The sequence below is a fragment of the Streptomyces sp. NPDC093591 genome (assembly GCF_044764885.1).
In the GTDB taxonomy this organism is placed as follows: Bacteria; Actinomycetota; Actinomycetes; order Streptomycetales; family Streptomycetaceae; genus Streptomyces.
Genome location: NZ_JBIWIY010000016.1, coordinates 133,094 through 148,703, shown reverse-complemented (window position 1 = coordinate 148,703; position 15,610 = coordinate 133,094). Strand labels below are relative to the sequence as shown.

Here is a 15,610-nt window from a genome sequence, read left to right as displayed (position 1 = left end):
CCGTTCGGTGGCCGAGTGGCTGAGCCAATTCACGCACGACCCCTTGACGTCCCGTCCTCGCGAGCCCACGCTTTCCAGCCAGCGCCCCCGGAATTGGCTCAGCCACTCGTCCACTCGGGGGCGTGTACCCGCAACCGCTCCGGGACCCAGAGACGGGAGCCCGTATGTCCCCCGAACTCATCTCGATCCTCGTCCTCGCCGTGGTGTTCGTCATCGCCACCACCCGCTCGATCAACATGGGCGCGCTCGCCTTCGCCGCCGCCTTCGCCGTCGGCACCCTGGTCGCCGACCTCGACGCGGACGGCATCTTCGCCGGCTTCCCCGGCGACCTGTTCGTCGTCCTCGTCGGCGTCACGTACCTCTTCGCCATCGCGCGGGCCAACGGCACCACCGACTGGCTGGTGCACGCCTCCATCCGGCTCGTGCGCGGCCGGGTCGCGCTCATCCCCTGGGTGATGTTCGCCCTCACCGGCGCGCTCACCGCGATCGGTGCGGTGAGTCCGGCCGCCGTGGCGATCGTCGCGCCGATCGCGCTGAGCTTCGCCGCCCGCTACGGGATCAGCCCGCTGCTGATGGGCGCGATGGTCGTGCACGGCGCGCAGGGCGGCGGCTTCTCGCCGATCAGCATCTACGGCTCGATCGTCAACGGCATCGTCGAGCGGGAGAACCTGCCGGGCAACGAGGTCACGCTCTTCCTGGCGTCCCTGATCGTCAACCTCGTCATCGCGGGCATCGTGTTCGTCCTCTTCGGCGGGCTGAAGCTGTGGGCGCAGGGGGCGGTGGACACGGAGGCGGACGGGAACAGCGGTGGTACCGGCACCGAGGGCGAGCCCCTCTCCGGCGGCGGGGGTACGGACGGGGCCGCCACCACCGCCACCCGCCCCGCCCCCACCGCCACCGCGGTCGCCACCACCCACCTCACCCCCGCCCGCACCGCCACCCTCCTCTCCCTCGTCGCCCTCGTCGTCGCCGTCCTCGCCTTCGACCTGGACGCCGGTCTCACCGCCATCACGCTCGCCGTCCTCCTGAGCACCGCGTGGCCGGAGGACAGCCGTAAGGCGGTCGGCGAGATCGCCTGGCCTACGGTGCTGCTGATCTGCGGTGTGCTGACGTACGTCGGCGTGCTGGACGAGATGGGCACCATCACCTGGGCCGGGGAGGGCGTCAGCGGCATCGGCGTCCCGCTGCTGGCCGCCGTACTGCTCTGCTACATCGGCGCGATCGTCTCGGCGTTCGCCTCGTCCGTCGGCATCATGGGCGCGCTCATCCCGCTGGCCGTGCCGTTCCTGGCGCAGGGCGAGATCGGGGCCGTCGGGATGGTGGCGGCGCTCGCGGTGTCGGCGACGGTCGTGGACGTGAGCCCCTTCTCGACGAACGGTGCGCTGGTGCTGGCCGCGGCACCGGACGTGGACCGTGAGCGTTTCTTCCGGCAGCTGATGGTGTACGGCGGGATCGTGGTGGCGGTGGTGCCCGCGGTGGCGTGGCTGGTGATGGTCGTGCCGGGCTGGGGGTAGGCCCACAGGCGACGGCAGCCGGTGTCCGTCGGACAATTGATTCGAGCAGTGAAGGAGTACGACGCGTGTCCTCTCTCTTCCCGGCCCTGACGGGCGCCCCGGCCGACCGAGCCGCCCTGCGGTTCGGCGACCGTTCCCTGACGTACGGCGAGCTCGGCGCCGCCGCCGGCGCCCTCGCGGCGCGGATCGGCGGGGCGGGCAGAGTGGCCGTCTGGGCGGCCCCGGCGCTGGAGACCGCCGTGGCGGTCCTGGCGGCGCTTGAGGCCGGTGTCGCCGCCGTGCCGCTCAACCCGAAGTCCGGGGAGAAGGAGCTCGGGCACATCCTGTCCGACTGCGCGCCGGGGGTAGTGCTGGCCGCCGCAGGGGACGAACTCCCCTCCCCCCTGGGTGACTTGACGCGCATCGACGTCGACGCGCACGCCACCGGCCCTCGCCCCCTCCCCGCCCCGTCGGCGTCCGGCGAGGACCCCGCCCTGATCGTCTACACCTCCGGCACCACCGGCCCGCCCAAGGGCGCCGTGATCCCGCGCCGGGCCGTCGCCCACACCCTGGACGCGCTCGCCGACGCCTGGCAGTGGACCGGCGAGGACGTCCTCGTCCACGGGCTGCCCCTGTTCCACGTCCACGGCCTGGTCCTGGGCATCCTCGGCCCGCTGCGCCGAGGCGGATCCGTACGGCACCTCGGCAGGTTCACCACGGAGGGAGTCGCGCGCGAGCTGAACGACGGCGCGACCATGATGTTCGGCGTGCCGACGATGTACCACCGCATCGCCCAGGCCCTCCCCGAGGACCCGGGCCTGGCGCAGGCGCTGGGCAAGGCCCGCCTCCTGGTCTCCGGCTCGGCCGCGCTGCCCGTGCACGACCACGAGCGGATCACGGCGGCGACCGGACAGCGGGTCGTCGAGCGGTACGGCATGACGGAGACGCTGATGAACACGAGCGTGCGGGCGGACGGCGAGCCGAGGGCCGGGACGGTCGGCGTGCCGCTGCCCGGCGTGGAACTGCGCCTGGTGGAGGAGGACGGGACGCCGATCACGTCGTACGACGGCGAGACCGTGGGCGAGATCCAGGTGCGCGGCCCCAACCTGTTCACGGAGTACCTGAACCGCCCCGACGCGACCGCCGCCGCCTTCACCGCGGACGGCTGGTTCCGCACCGGCGACATGGCGGTGCGCGACGGCGACGGGTACGTCCGTATCGTCGGCCGCAAGGCCACCGACCTGATCAAGAGCGGGGGTTACAAGATCGGCGCGGGTGAGATCGAGAACGCCCTCCTCGAACACGCCGGGGTGCGGGACGCCGCGGTCACCGGCGAACCGGATGCCGACCTCGGCGAGCGGATCGTGGCGTGGATCGTCCCGTCGGACCCCAACTCACCTCCCTCCGCCGAGGAGTTGGCGGACCACGTCGCCGCCCGCCTGGCCCCGCACAAGCGCCCGCGCAAGGTCCACTACCTGGCCGCCCTCCCCCGCAACGACATGGGGAAGATCATGAAGCGGGCTTTGACCCATGACTGAGCGGCGTCTGTCGGCACGCGAGGTCGTCGCGCGACTCGCCGACGACTCCACCTTCGCCGAACTCCCGCACCCGGAACGGCAGTCCGGGCCGGACGGCCCGCTCGCGTGGCAGGGCTACGGCGCCTCACGCGCGCGTGCCGCCGAGCGCACCGGCGAGGAGGAGTCGGTGGTGTGCGGCACCGCGAGCGTGACGGGAGCGCGGGCCGTGCTGCTGGCGTTCGAGTTCGGCTTCCTGGGCGGCTCGCTCGGCGAGCGCACCGGGGACCGACTGGAGGCGGCTTACGCGTACGCCCGCGCCCACCGCCTCCCGGTCGTCCCGCTGGTCGCCACGGGCGGCAGCCGGATGCAGGAGGGCATGGTGGCGCTGACCCAACTGCAGCGCGTGGCACGGCAGTCGGCGCTCACGCGGGAGGCGGGCCTGCCCCAGATCGCGGTCCTGCGCGACCCGACGACGGGCGGCGGCTGGGCCACCCTCGGCGCGGGCGCCGACGTCGTCCTCGCCCTGCCCGGTGCCCAGGTGGGCTTCGCGGGCTCCCGGGTCCGCCCGCCGGACGCGGATCCGGCGGCGTACACGGCCGAGGCGCAGGTGGCGGCGGGGGCGGCGGACGCGGTGGTCCGGCCGGAGGAGCTGCGGGAGGTGCTGGGGCGCTGGCTGCGGTTGCTGGCGGGATCGCCCGCCCAGGAGGCCGCGGTGCCCCGCGCCCTGGGCGCGCACGACCTGCCGGCCACGGGCTGGGACGCGGTCCGGCGCGCCCGCGCCCCGCGGCGCCCTCGCGCTGAGGCCTACCTGGACGCCTACTTCACCGACCGCGTCGCGATCGGCGGCGACCGCTGCGGCGGCGTCGACGCCGAGGGCATGCTCTGCGGCTTCGGCGCGCACGACGGCCGTACGGTCGCCTACGCCGCCCAGACCGGCACCGCGACCCGCCCGGCCGGCTACCGCACCGCCGCCCGGCTGATCCGCTTCGCGGACCGGCTCGACGTCCCGGTGCTGACGCTGGTGGACACGCCGGGCGCCGCCAATGACGCGGAGGCGGAACGGCAGGGGGTGGGCGCCGCGATCGCCGACCTGTTCGGGGCGGTGGCCGCGGCCCGCGTCCCGATCACCACGCTGCTGATCGGCGAGGGCGGCTCGGGCGGCGCGCTGGCCCTGGCGGCGCCGGGCAACACCTGGGCCACGCCGGACAGTTACTTCTCCGTCATAGCGCCCGAGTGGGCGGCGGCGATCCTGAAGCGGGGGCCGGAGGAGGTGGAGGTGACGGCGGACCAACTCCGGGTACGGCCGCAGGACTTGGTGGAGCTGGGGGTGGTCCGGGGAGTCGTCGACGGACCGAGCGGGAGCGCACCCTAGGCGGTGTCCGCAAGGTCCCGCCTGTCCCCGCTTCCCGCACGCTCCGCGAATCCCGCACACCCGAACCCGCGACATCACCAAGTACCGTCCGTAACAATGGAGTTCGTCGAGGTCACACACCACGGGGGAGCGAGCGGCGCCATGGACGGGTTGATGGAGTTCGAGACCGACGGCGGTGCGCGCGTCGTCGTGGAGGGCGTCGACGACGAGTCCGGCGCCCGGCTCGTGTCGCGCGGTGACGGCCCCGCCCGGGCGGCCCGCACCTTCGAGAACGCGCTGGACGGGGTCCGCGCGGCGGCGGACTCCGCGTTGCGGGTCTTCCGGGACGGGTCGCTCGAACCGGACACCGTGGAACTCGAATTCGGCGTGAAACTCACCGCGGAGGCCGGGGCGGTGATCGCCAAGGGGTCGACGGAGGGGCACCTGGTGGTGAAGCTCAGTTGGTCACCCGAGCGGGCACCGGCGGATCAGGAGGCCGCCGACCGGTCATGAGCAGCGCTGCCTGGCACGCCCGGATCATCTGCGGGAACGAGGTCGGCGCGGGCTTCCTGGTCTCCCCGCGCCGCGTGATCACCTGCGCCCATGTCGTGCGGTGGAGCGGCACGTCGGCGGTGACGGTGGCCTTCCCCAACAGCAGGGAACTCAGCGCACTGCCGGCCACCGTGGCCGTCCACGGCGGCTGGTCGGGCGGGGCGGCCGACCCCGGTGACCTGGCCGTCCTGGAGCTGGACCGCGAAGTACCGCTGGCGCCTGCCGAGTTCGCGCCGCCCGGCGCCGAGCTGGGTGACCCCGCCCCCACCCTGGTGGCATACGGCTTTCCCCGGGGATACGACGAGGGGATGCTCGCCCGGTACCAGGCCGTGCCCGGTCCGCTGGTCTCGGACGAGTGGCGCCAGTTGGAGGCCGTGACGGCCCACGGGCAGCCCTTGGCCGCCGGGTTCAGCGGCGCGGCTGTGACGCTGGCGGACGGCCGGGTGGTCGGCATGGTGTCGACCGTCGCGAGCGAGCGGGACATCCGGGTCGCCCGGATGCTGCCGACCCAGGTCATGGCCCGCTACCACCCCGAAATGGGCGAGCGGGTGCCCACCCCCGACCACCACCCCGACGCCGTACGACGGCTGTACACCCTGGTGCGCCGGGCGGTGGCGAAGGGGCTGGACTGCGACGCGAACCGGCTGTACGTCGATGCCGTCGGCCCCTTCGGCCCGCCGCTTCCAGGGCCCGGCTTCACCTCGCTGGGCTCGGCCGCCGGGTACGTGCAGTGGGAGGTACCCGGCGCGGAGGCGGTGACCCGGTTCGCCGAGCGGCTCCAGGAACTGCTGGACCCGCCGTCCCCCCAGCCCGCCGCCGCCTCCACGGCAGGCACTGCGGCTACCTGTACCGCTGCCGCCGTCTCGTCGTGGTCTCCGATCCTGGTCGAGATCGAGCACAGCGGCGCCGGCGCCGACCAGGTCACCGTCGAGGTGTCCGCCTACCGCGAGGGCCAGCGACGGCGTGTCGGCTCGGAGCGCCTCGCGCGCAGTGCCGTCCGGGAGTACGTCCAGCGGCACATCGACGACGCCTTCACCCAACTCGCCCCCGGCGCCGAGGAGTTGATCACCTTCGTACTCCCTCGTGAGTGGCTGAACGAGCCGGTGGCGCGCTGGGAGTGCGGCGCGGCGGACTCCACCCCGCTGGGCTGCGCCTATCCCCTCGTCGTCGTGGACCGGTCCCGGCTCCGCAGCGGGCAGCTGCGCCATCAGCTCGCCAAGAAGTGGCACAAGCTGGACGACCGTTCCCGCACCCAGCTGCACCGCGTGGACTGCGGCTCCCCGGAGCGCCCGCCGAGCCTGCGCAAGCGGCTGCGCGACGCCGACGCCGACCTGGCCGGCTACTCCTTCCCACCCAACGCCGCACGCCCGCACTTCGAGGCCGGCCTCAACACCCCGGTGCCGGTGCTGCTGTGGCCGCGCACGGGCTGCGCCGACGCCCAGCACGAGGGCCCCTGCTCCGGCGCCGCGTTCCTCGACGCGCTCAGCGCCTCGATCGCCGGCGTACCGCCCACCGAACTACCGCGCCACATCCGCGAGTTACGGGAGACCGCGGACGCGGACGACGATCCGGAGCGGCACTGGGCGACGGACGTCCAGCTCCTGTGGGACGACCCACGCTGCTTCCCCGAACCCGCCGCCAGCCTGCACTCCCCGGTCGCCTGAGCCGCCGTACCCCACGGAGAAGAGACCCATGCCCCTGTGGCCCGTCTACACCGGCACCAACGAGCCGCACGACGGCATCACCCTGCTGCCGCCGCCCCCGCCCTGGCGTGCCTTCAACGGCGGCCCGGTACTCGATCCGCCGGACGCGACCGCCGACGCCGACGCCGTCTCCCCGGACCGCACCCACCGCGCCGAGACATACCGGGCCACGGCACAGACGGTCCAACTGGTCAACGCCGCCCTCTATTTGAGACGTCCCCTGCTCGTGACGGGCCCGCCCGGCACCGGCAAGTCCTCCCTCGTGTACGCGGTCGCCCGCGAGCTCGGGCTCGGCCCGGTCCTGCGCTGGAACATCACCAGCCGGAGCACGCTCCACGACGGCCTCTACCAGTACGACCCGCTGTCCCGGCTGTACGCGGCCCGGAACGCACCCGCGGCGGAGGCCGGCATCGAGGACCATCTGCGCCTCGGCCCGCTCGGCACCGCCCTCCTCCCTTACGCCCGTCCCCGCGCCCTCCTCATCGACGAGATCGACAAGAGCGACCTCGATCTGCCCAACGACCTGCTGAACGTCCTGGAGGAGGGGCAGTACGAGATCCCCGAGCTGATCCGCACCGCCCGCGACACCCCCACCGCCGAGGTGATGATCGACGGCACCGACCAACGGGTGGCAGTGGAGGGCGGCCGGGTCCGCTGCCGGACCTTCCCGTTCGTCGTCCTCACCAGCAACGGCGAGCGCGAGTTCCCGCCCGCCTTCCTGCGCCGCTGCGTCACACTGCGCCTGCGCCAGCCCGACGACCGTCATCTCGCCGACATCGTCCGCGCCCACTTCGACGGGGAGCCCGACGCCTACGCACAGACCCTGATCAGCCGGTTCCTGTCCCGGGTGGGCGGCGGTGACCTGGCCACCGACCAGCTCCTCAACGCGATCTACCTGGCCCGCTCCTCCGGCCTGGACGTCGACTCCCTGGACGAGCTGGCCGAGCAGCTGATGCCGTATCTGAGTGAGGCGTCGCCGACCGATGCCTTCTGAGAGCGCCGGTCGGCGCCCGCCGCTGGTCCGCCTGGCCGACGTGCTGGCCGAGGCGGCCGACGGGGTGCGCCCGACCCCGCTCGAACTGGCCGAACTCCTGTGGCTGGCCCGCCACATGGAGCCCACCGAGTCAGCCTCGGAGGCCGCCGCCGAAGAGGCGCGTGCCCCTGACGCCCCCGCGCCGACACCGCCTCCTCCACGCGAGCGGGCGCCCGACGGCACCCCGCCCCCGCCCGGACCCACGTCCGTGGCGCCCCCGCCGCGTGCCCCGCTCCACCTCCCCGCCCCGCGGGGACCGGCCCCGGCCCCGGCCGCGCCCGCCGTCCCACACGCCACCCTCCTGGCCCCCGCGCCCCCGATGCTGCGCCACCCGCTGGCCCTGCAGCGCTCCCTGCGCCCGCTCAAGCGCCGTACCGACGCGCCCGACCGCCTCGAACTGGACGAGCGGGCCACCGTCGACCGCATCGCCCGGCTGGGCGCCGCCCCCGAGTGGTGGCTGCCCGTGCTGCGCCCGGCACGGGAGCGCTGGCTGCGGCTGAACCTGGTGTACGACGCCGGCCCCACGATGGCGGTATGGCGCCCCCTGATCCGTGAACTGCACACGGCGCTCGCCCAGTCGGGCATCTTCCGCACGGTCACCGTGCACCGCGCCGATCCCGACGGCAGCGTGCGCCCGGGCACCCCGACACCCACCGACGGGCGCACGGTCACCCTCCTGGTCAGCGACTGCATGGGCCCGCAGTGGCGGCAGGGCCCGGTCGGCCCACGCTGGTTCGGCACGCTGCGCCGCTGGGCGCACCGGATGCCGCTGGCCGTCGTACAGCCCCTGCCGGAACACCTCTGGCGGGACACGGCCCTGCCCGCCGCCCCCGGCCGGCTGTCCGCACCGCATCCGGCAGCGCCCTCGGCCTCGCTGGTCTTCCTGCCGTACGACGAGCCGGAGGCCGAGCCCGACGGCGCGGTCGCGGTGCCCGTGCTGGAGCCGGGCCCGGACTGGCTGGCGAACTGGGCCTCGCTGGTCGCGGCGCCGGGCGGGCGGGAGGTCCCCGGGGCCGCGGCTCTGCTGCACGGACCGCCGCCGGGCGACTCCGACAGCCGTACGGACCTCACCGTCCTGGCCCCCGAGGAGCTGGTCCTGCGCTTTCGCGCGACGGCCTCCCCGGAGGCGTTCCGGCTGGCCGGCCACCTCGCGCTGGGCCGCCCGGACCTGCCGGTCATGCGCCTGGTCCACGCCGGCCTCGAACCGTGCCCCCGCCCCCAGCACCTCGCGGAGGTCATCCTCAGCGGCATGCTCACGGGCGTGCCCGGCCCACCCGGTTCGTACGCCTTCCGGGACGGGGTGCGGGAGCTGCTGCTGCGCAGCCTGCCGCGGACGGCGCGCGAGCGCACGACCGAACTGCTGGCCCATGTGGGCGGGTTGATCGACGAGCGGGCCGGCACGGCACCGGGCGAGTTCCGGGCGTCGACCCCGGCGGCGTCGGGTACGGCGACCGTGGTGGACGCCGAGCCGTTCGCCACGGTGCGTCCGGAGAGTGTGGGCGCGCTGAGCGGGGACCGCCGGGCGCCGGAACCGGAGCCCGTGAGGGAGGTCGTGGGCGACCGCTACCGGCTGTTGGAGAAGCTCGCGCCGCACTCGAACCAGTGGCGGGCCCATGACGCGGACACGGACCGGATCGTGACCGTGCGGCTGCTCAAACCGATCACGAACCCCGACTGGCGGTCGGCGTTCCTGCGCGACGCGCAGCGGCTCCAGGACCTGGACACCCCCCATGTGACGACCGTGCACGACTTCGGGTTCGAAGGGGACAGGCCGTACCTCGTCTCGGAACACCTGGACGGTATCGACCTCAACTCCCTGATCGCAGGCAGCGGTTACGACCTCCCCCCGCCCCTGCTGATGTCCCTCGCGGCTCAGCTCACGGAGGCCGTCCTCGCCCTCCACGACGCCGGGGTCACCCATGGCGGTCTGATCATGCCGCGGGTCGTCCTGCTGCCCGACGGCACCGTCAAGCTCATCCTCGCCCCGACGAGGCGGCCCTCGATGCCTGAGGGGCCCGCCGAGGACCGGCGGGCACTCGTCGATCTGCTGTTCCAGTTGGCGGCGGGCCCGAGCCGGCCGACGCGTTGGGTGCAGCCGGACCGACTGGTCCATGTCCCGCCGCCCTTCCGCGCGCAGTTCGCTGACGCACTCGCCGAACTGCTGACCCCGAACCGCGCGAGGGACGGCTTGGACCGGCTCCTCGAACTGAGCCGGTCCCCCTCTCTCCATGCGGCCTACGCCCAGCTCCGCTACCGGGTCCTGGGGCCCCTGCAGGCCGAGTTCCCGGACCGCCCCCGCCATGTACCGCCGGACTGCGCCGCCATGCTCGCCATGCTGCTGCTCAAGCCCGGCCGCGCCGTGACCCACGACGAACTCCGGGCCGGGCTGTGGGACGCGGACGACAGACCGGCGGACACCGCGGCCGAGCTGAGCAGGATGGCCTCCCGGTTGCGGATCTCACTGGGCGCCGGCTCACTGGCCTCGCACTCCGGCGGCCGCTACGCCCTGCACACCAGCGTGGACTACGTGGACATCGTCCACTGCGACGAACTGGTCCGCCGGGCCGACGAAGCCCGCGGGGCCGGTTCCTTCGCCGAATCCCGTGCCCTGGTCACCGAGGCGCTGAGCCTCTGGAGCGGCGACGACGCCCTCGCGGACGTCCCCGGACCCGCCGCCCGCACCGCCCGCACCCGCCTCCAGCAGCTCCGCCTCGGCCTCCTGCGAGGCCGCGCCGAACTCGACCTGGAACTCGGCGAGTTCGAACGGGCTGCCACCGACCTCGCGGAGCTGCTGCGGCTCCACCCGGCCCGTGAGGACTTCCGTCGCCTGTACCTGATCGCCCTGCGTCGCCAGGGGCGCGTCGAGGAAGCCCTGGAGGTGTACGAGGAGTACGAGCTGTCCGGCGGCCAGAACCCCGAACTACTGGCCCTGGGGCGCGAGTTGCGGGACGAGTTCGGCGATGCCCCGGACGGCTCGGCGGACGGCTCGGCGTACGAGGAGCCGTCCGACACGGCCACCGACACCGACATCGCGTACGGCTTCGTCGCCGCCCCCGACGAGCTGCCGGAGGGCTTCGTCCCTCCGGAGGACGACCACCCGAGGCTCCGGGAAGAGCTGTCCGAGAACCTCCCGCTCCCCCAGGACTACGTACCGGACAGCCTGTTCGCCGTCGAAGACACGCTGTCGCTCGGGCAGGTCGAGGACGCGTACGACGAGCCCCCGCCGGACCTCGATCCCGAGGAGGAGCCGGACCCCGAGCAGCATGACTGCGTCGGCTTCGAGTTCGTGGACGGTCCGCCGACCGACGAGGCACGCGCCGAGCTCCGCCGCCTGGTCATGATCCTGGTCGAGGCGAGCGGCTTCGAGGCGAGCGGTTTCGTCCCGGGCGAGTATCTGCTCAGGGACACGGACCGCGGCTTCACGCTGCTGATGCGGCCGTACCTGGACGGAGCCCCCCTCTTCCGGGCGACGGTGGCCGGGCTGCCGGAACTGCTGGGCCGCCTGGAGGGCCGTCGTCTTCGGGTCGACTTCTGGGAGACGCGGTTCGGGCCGGCCGAGGGCGAGGTGCACAGCGACCGGCCCGACACCGAGACGGTCACTGCCGCGCTGAACGTGTCCGGGCTCCAGGCGATCATCGCCGTCTCGGAGTTCTGGCACTTCGTGGAGGTCACGGAAAGCTCCCTCGGCGCGGACCGGTTCGCGCAGCTCAGCGACGGCACGGGGTGGTACAGCACCGTTCACCCCGCCGAGGTGCCCGACCCGTCCGCCGCGACCGTGCTGATCGACATGACCGACATGCTGCGCAGTCCGGCCTTCGCCCGCGCATCCGAGTCCGCACCGTCGGCCGGCACGGCGGTGGCCGGCCCCTTCCCCGTGCCGTCCGACGGACAGATCCCCCTTCCCGGAGGCGAAAGCAAGATCGTCGTCTCTCTGCCCGGCGGCGAGCTGGTCCCCGCGGACTACGCGGTCGTCCGCTCGGCACCCGAACACGTCCGCGCGAGGTGGCACTACTTCGAGGTCGATCTGACGGAGCGCCGCCTCGCGCCCGAGGACGTTCCCGGCGTCGAGGTGAGGTGGCGCGTCAGCGACCCCGTGAGGGCCGCGAGCAGTCCGGACCTGGACCTGCCCGAACTGCTCACCGGCACTCTGCGCGGTGCGCGGGGCTCGTACGGCAACGAGCTCAGGCGAGCCCTGGGCGACAGGCACGTGCCCGGCTACCTCGTTCACTGGTCCCTCCCGACCGTGTTCCGGACCGCCGCCGTCGGCACCCTCGCACACTGGACGCGTCCCGTCAGTTCCACGCCGTCGGACCTGATCGTCCGCGCCGACTGCGTGCTGCTCGGCTTCGACGGAGTGCTGACCCGGTTGTACCCGGCGGACGAGGAACGGCAGGTCCTCCGGGACGTCGCCCGTCTGATCCTGGAGGAGCGCGATCCGGAAGACGCCCTTTCCGGGCGCCCGCTGCTGGAGCGGGAGGGTCCGCGTCAGCCGCTGGAGGGGTACGCCAACTCCCTCGACCTGCTGCGGGCGTTCGCGGGACACGAACTGGCCGAGGAGGTGCGCGGCCGGGTCGACCGGCACGACGTACTGGCGGCCGCCACCGCGCACCCCGTCCCCTCGTCCAGCCAGTTGGTCAACGCCCTGCACGCGGGCGGGGCCCGCCCGGCCGTGGTGACCGACCGGGCGAGGCTCGCCGCCGTGAAGCACCTGGAGCGGCGGGGGCTGACCTCCCGCGTGCCCGGCGGCGTGCACGGCCGCGGTGCGGATCTCGCCCGCCTCATGCCGGACCCGTATGTCCTCCGTCAGGCTCTCCACGAGCTCGGTGCGCGCGCCGCCGACTGTGTGCTGATCGGGTCCACCGTCGCTGAACAGATCGCCGCCCGTGCCGCGGGCGTGCCGTTCATCGGCTTCTCCCCGAACGAACAGACCCGGACGCGGCTGCGCGGGACGGACCGCGAAGTGCTCCTCGTTTCCAGCCTCCGTCCGCTGCTCACGGCCGCCCGGTCCCGATGAGCCGCGTATCGGGGAGCCGCCAGATCCTTACGAGGGACCCGCACCAGGCATAACAGACAAACCCCCATTCAGCCGCACCCCACCCGGCCCCCTCCAGAAGGCGCCCCCCACCACGCAGACCGCACGATCGATGTCAAGGAGGCCCGCCGCGCGGCGGGCCCGCAATCAAGGCCCACACCCCAAGCTAGGCCCGCCACCCACCCGGCGGACCCATGGTCTGCGCTCTCGGGAGGACCCCCCATGACCGCCACTCCGGAGCAGCTACGCCGCTGCCACTTCGCCGTCGACCTGGGGGCGGCCAGGACCCGCGTCTACGTCAAGGGCGCCGGACTCGTCGTCGACCAGCCCTCCGCCGCCGCCGTCAACACCCGTACCGGTGCCCTCATCGCGGTCGGTGAGTTCGCGGAGAAGATGACCGGCCGTACCCCGGACTACATCCGCGTCGTACGGCCCGTCTCCGGAGGCACCGTCGTCGACATCGAGATGGCGCAGCGCATGCTGCGGCAGCTCCTCGGTGACAAGATGCGCCGCACCCTGCGCCGCAAGCCGTTCCTGCGCGCCGCGGTCTGCACTCCGCACAACGCCGACCCGCTCGCCCAGCGCGCCGCCATCGAGACCCTCGTCGGGCTCGGCACGCGGCGTGTGGAGCTCGTGGACACGCTGATCGCCGCCGCCGTGGGCTGCGGGCTGCCCGTGGAGCAGCCCGAGGCCAGCATGATCATGGTGTGCGGGGCGGCCGCGACCGAGGTCGCCGTGCTCTCCCTCGGCAACATCGTCACCGCCGAACGCGTCCGGGTCGGCGGTGAGGCCGTGGACCACGCCATCGTGCAGCACCTGCGGCACGAGCACGAGCTCATGCTGCCCAGCCAGAGCGTACGGCCCCTGCAGCTCGCCCTGTCCGGGAACGGGCTCACGCCCCACGGCCCGGCCTCCACCGAGATCCACGGCCGCGACGTCTGCACCGGCCTCGCCCGCAGCGTCAAGGTCGACACCGCCGCCGTACGGCACGCCATCCAGACCCCGCTCACCGTCGTCCTCGACAGCATCGGCAAGGTGCTGCGCGACTGCCCGCCCGATCTGGTCGCCGACCTCGCCGACCGGGGGATCATGATGGTCGGCGGCAGTGCGCTGCTGCCCGGGTTCGACCAGATGCTGCGCCAGGCGACGCAGATGCCCGTGCACATCGCCGAGCGGCCCGACATCTGCGCCGTGCAGGGCTTGGGCACCATGCTGGAGGGCAGGGTCGAGCCACTCCAGCTGGACCCGGCCACCTGAGCGCGGCGTCACCGCGGCCGGCGTCAGTGCGGCAGCGCGGCGATCTCCTCCATCAGACTCGGCACCGGCCGCCCGGCCGCCGCCACGTCCTTGCGGTCGGCGGCCTCGCGGGGCCTCGCGCAGGTCCGCCGTGATCGCGGCCGCCCCGGCCCGGGGTGCTTCGCCCTTCAGCCGCTCCCAGACGAGTTCGAGGCTGGTGACGTCACCCGGGACAGCTCCCCCGCCACCGGCCCGCGCCGCCCCTCCGATGGACCGAAAGCACCTGAACGCCCCTGAACGCGGTGTCGGAAAACCGGGGTGAGAAGATCACCGGCCGAGTACGTCACACGTCGTCATACGGGGAGAGGGAGAGCGTGTCCCAGGGGCAATTGACCTATCACGCGGTGTACGACCAGCCCACGCCGATGATCAAGAGTTCGGTCGAGCTGAGCCAGGGCGGAAGCGGTGCGATGCGGCTCCACCGCGACACGACCGCCGTCACCGCGCTGGATCTGTCCGGCTCCGACCGTGCCTTCCACATCGTCGCCCACGGACACAGCGGCAACGGCCCCCTCGCCCGGGTGGTGACCGAGCGTCCCCTGTCGCGGTTGACCGGGCAGTCCGCCGTCTACCGCGTCGAGGACCCGTACGGCACGCCGCTCGGCCGGATCACGCTGCGCCGGCGCCCACTGTTCTGGATCGGCCGGACGCGCTGGACGCTGGAGCCGGTCGTGGGTCCGGCCCTGCGGGGCTTCGGGGGCCGCATGATGTGGTGGGTGCTGTGGTGGCCGTTCGGGCTGCCCCTCAGCCTGTTGGTGGCGATCTGGGCGTTCTTCTCCGACTGGGGCGACGACGAACGCATCCGCTCGCCCCGCCGGGTGACGTGGCGGGACGGCTCGGGCCACGCCCACATCGTCTTCCGGGGCATGATGGAGGGGTACCAGGTCTTCGCCGATGGCTGGGATCCCCGGCTGATCGCCGCACTCATCGGCCTCCATCAGTCGTTCGACCCGAACGAGGCGGCGAAGAGAGGCGGTTGGTACGCGTTGTGAGGCAGGCAGGTCGGTCCGGGGAGCACGCCGCCACCTCCGCGACGATCGCGAGGCCCAGACCAACGCCGCCCGCCCCGCGCGCACGGGACTCGACCAGCCGTACGAAATCGTCGAAGACCCGCGCCCGTTCGGCGGCCGGGATGCCGGGGCCGTCGCCCTCCAGCCTCTCGACGCGCAGGCCGGGTGCGGCAGGGTCGCTCTCGTCGGCGCGGGCGAGCAGCAGGTCGTCGACGAGGCGCTGCATGCGTACGGCCTCGTCCCGGACCGGACGGTGGCGACGCGTGGGCGCAGTTCGTGCGAGGCGGCGTCGGAGACGAACCGGCGCTGGGCGACCTCGGTCAGGACACTCGGCGTAGCGCCCCGCCGCGAACCGCTCCTCGTCCTCGACGACCAGCACCCGCATGCCCTCACGCTACGTCGGTGAGGGCGGACGGGCCCGGTGTCAGTACGGCAGGATCCGCCCCGAGGGGGTGCGCCGGTCGATCTCGCCCCTGGTGTCGCGGGGAGCGGCGGGCCGGCGGGTGACACGCACACGGACGTGGGCCTGGGGGTTCATGGCGCCCTCCTCGTTCGATGGCTCGGGTCCGTTGCGAGCGGCCTTCTCTCCGCAACCTTGTGGCACATCGTGCCCACGGAGACTC

The 15,610-nt window shown here is 73.5% G+C and carries 10 protein-coding genes; 9 read left to right on the top strand and 1 reads right to left on the bottom strand.

The genetic code is table 11. From position 1 onward, the window contains the following. Positions 1 to 164 precede the first annotated feature (164 nt). The 9 genes from ACIREI_RS31075 (at position 165) to ACIREI_RS31035 (ending at position 14,969) form a co-directional block, all read left to right on the top strand. A complete protein-coding gene (locus ACIREI_RS31075; protein WP_403339751.1) occupies positions 165 to 1,514 on the top strand; it encodes an SLC13 family permease in 1,350 nt (449 codons plus the stop codon). A 65-nt stretch (positions 1,515 to 1,579) separates the two neighbouring features. After that, positions 1,580 to 3,031, top strand: coding sequence for an acyl-CoA synthetase (locus ACIREI_RS31070; protein WP_403339748.1), 1,452 nt, complete (start codon positions 1,580 to 1,582; stop codon positions 3,029 to 3,031). Further along, positions 3,024 to 4,382, top strand: coding sequence for a carboxyl transferase domain-containing protein (locus ACIREI_RS31065; protein ID WP_403339745.1), 1,359 nt, complete (start codon positions 3,024 to 3,026; stop codon positions 4,380 to 4,382). Before ACIREI_RS31070 ends, ACIREI_RS31065 begins: the two co-directional genes overlap by 8 nt. 141 nt (positions 4,383 to 4,523) lie before the next feature. Further along, on the top strand, positions 4,524 to 4,874 hold the full coding sequence (locus ACIREI_RS31060; protein ID WP_403340038.1) for a CU044_2847 family protein: 351 nt from the start codon (positions 4,524 to 4,526) through the stop codon (positions 4,872 to 4,874). Beyond that, entirely contained in the window at positions 4,871 to 6,577 is a 1,707-nt protein-coding gene (locus ACIREI_RS31055; protein WP_403339742.1) for a trypsin-like peptidase domain-containing protein, read from the top strand. The genes ACIREI_RS31060 and ACIREI_RS31055 overlap by 4 nt, the downstream gene beginning before the upstream one ends. A 28-nt stretch (positions 6,578 to 6,605) precedes the next feature. Next, positions 6,606 to 7,610, top strand: coding sequence for an AAA family ATPase (locus ACIREI_RS31050; protein ID WP_403339740.1), 1,005 nt, complete (start codon positions 6,606 to 6,608; stop codon positions 7,608 to 7,610). Continuing rightward, on the top strand, positions 7,600 to 12,663 hold the full coding sequence (locus tag ACIREI_RS31045) for an SAV_2336 N-terminal domain-related protein (RefSeq protein ID WP_403339738.1): 5,064 nt from the start codon (positions 7,600 to 7,602) through the stop codon (positions 12,661 to 12,663). Before ACIREI_RS31050 ends, ACIREI_RS31045 begins: the two co-directional genes overlap by 11 nt. A 240-nt stretch (positions 12,664 to 12,903) precedes the next feature. Then, positions 12,904 to 13,938 carry a rod shape-determining protein gene (locus tag ACIREI_RS31040; RefSeq protein ID WP_403339735.1) on the top strand — a complete coding sequence of 345 codons (1,035 nt, stop codon included), beginning with the start codon at positions 12,904 to 12,906 and terminating at the stop codon, positions 13,936 to 13,938. A gap of 353 nt (positions 13,939 to 14,291) precedes the next feature. Beyond that, positions 14,292 to 14,969 (top strand): hypothetical protein, encoded by a 678-nt coding sequence (locus ACIREI_RS31035; protein ID WP_403339733.1) that lies wholly within the window; start codon positions 14,292 to 14,294, stop codon positions 14,967 to 14,969. Here the strand turns inward: ACIREI_RS31035 and ACIREI_RS31030 are convergent. Beyond that, complete coding sequence (locus tag ACIREI_RS31030) at positions 14,902 to 15,213, bottom strand: ATP-binding protein (RefSeq protein WP_403339730.1); 312 nt, start codon at positions 15,211 to 15,213, stop codon at positions 14,902 to 14,904. The genes ACIREI_RS31035 and ACIREI_RS31030 overlap by 68 nt on opposite strands. Between the last annotated feature and the right edge of the window lie 397 nt (positions 15,214 to 15,610).

Bases quoted from the DNA above. Each gene is read 5' to 3' on its own strand.
- ACIREI_RS31075 (WP_403339751.1), top strand. From the start codon at position 165: ATGTCCCCCGAACTCATCTCGATCCTCGTCCTCGCCGTGGTGTTCGTC.
- ACIREI_RS31065 (WP_403339745.1), top strand. From the start codon at position 3,024: ATGACTGAGCGGCGTCTGTCGGCACGCGAGGTCGTCGCGCGACTCGCC.
- ACIREI_RS31060 (WP_403340038.1), top strand. From the start codon at position 4,524: ATGGACGGGTTGATGGAGTTCGAGACCGACGGCGGTGCGCGCGTCGTC.
- ACIREI_RS31055 (WP_403339742.1), top strand. From the start codon at position 4,871: ATGAGCAGCGCTGCCTGGCACGCCCGGATCATCTGCGGGAACGAGGTC.
- ACIREI_RS31050 (WP_403339740.1), top strand. From the start codon at position 6,606: ATGCCCCTGTGGCCCGTCTACACCGGCACCAACGAGCCGCACGACGGC.
- ACIREI_RS31045 (WP_403339738.1), top strand. From the start codon at position 7,600: ATGCCTTCTGAGAGCGCCGGTCGGCGCCCGCCGCTGGTCCGCCTGGCC.
- ACIREI_RS31040 (WP_403339735.1), top strand. From the start codon at position 12,904: ATGACCGCCACTCCGGAGCAGCTACGCCGCTGCCACTTCGCCGTCGAC.
- ACIREI_RS31030 (WP_403339730.1), bottom strand. From the start codon at position 15,213: ATGCAGCGCCTCGTCGACGACCTGCTGCTCGCCCGCGCCGACGAGAGC.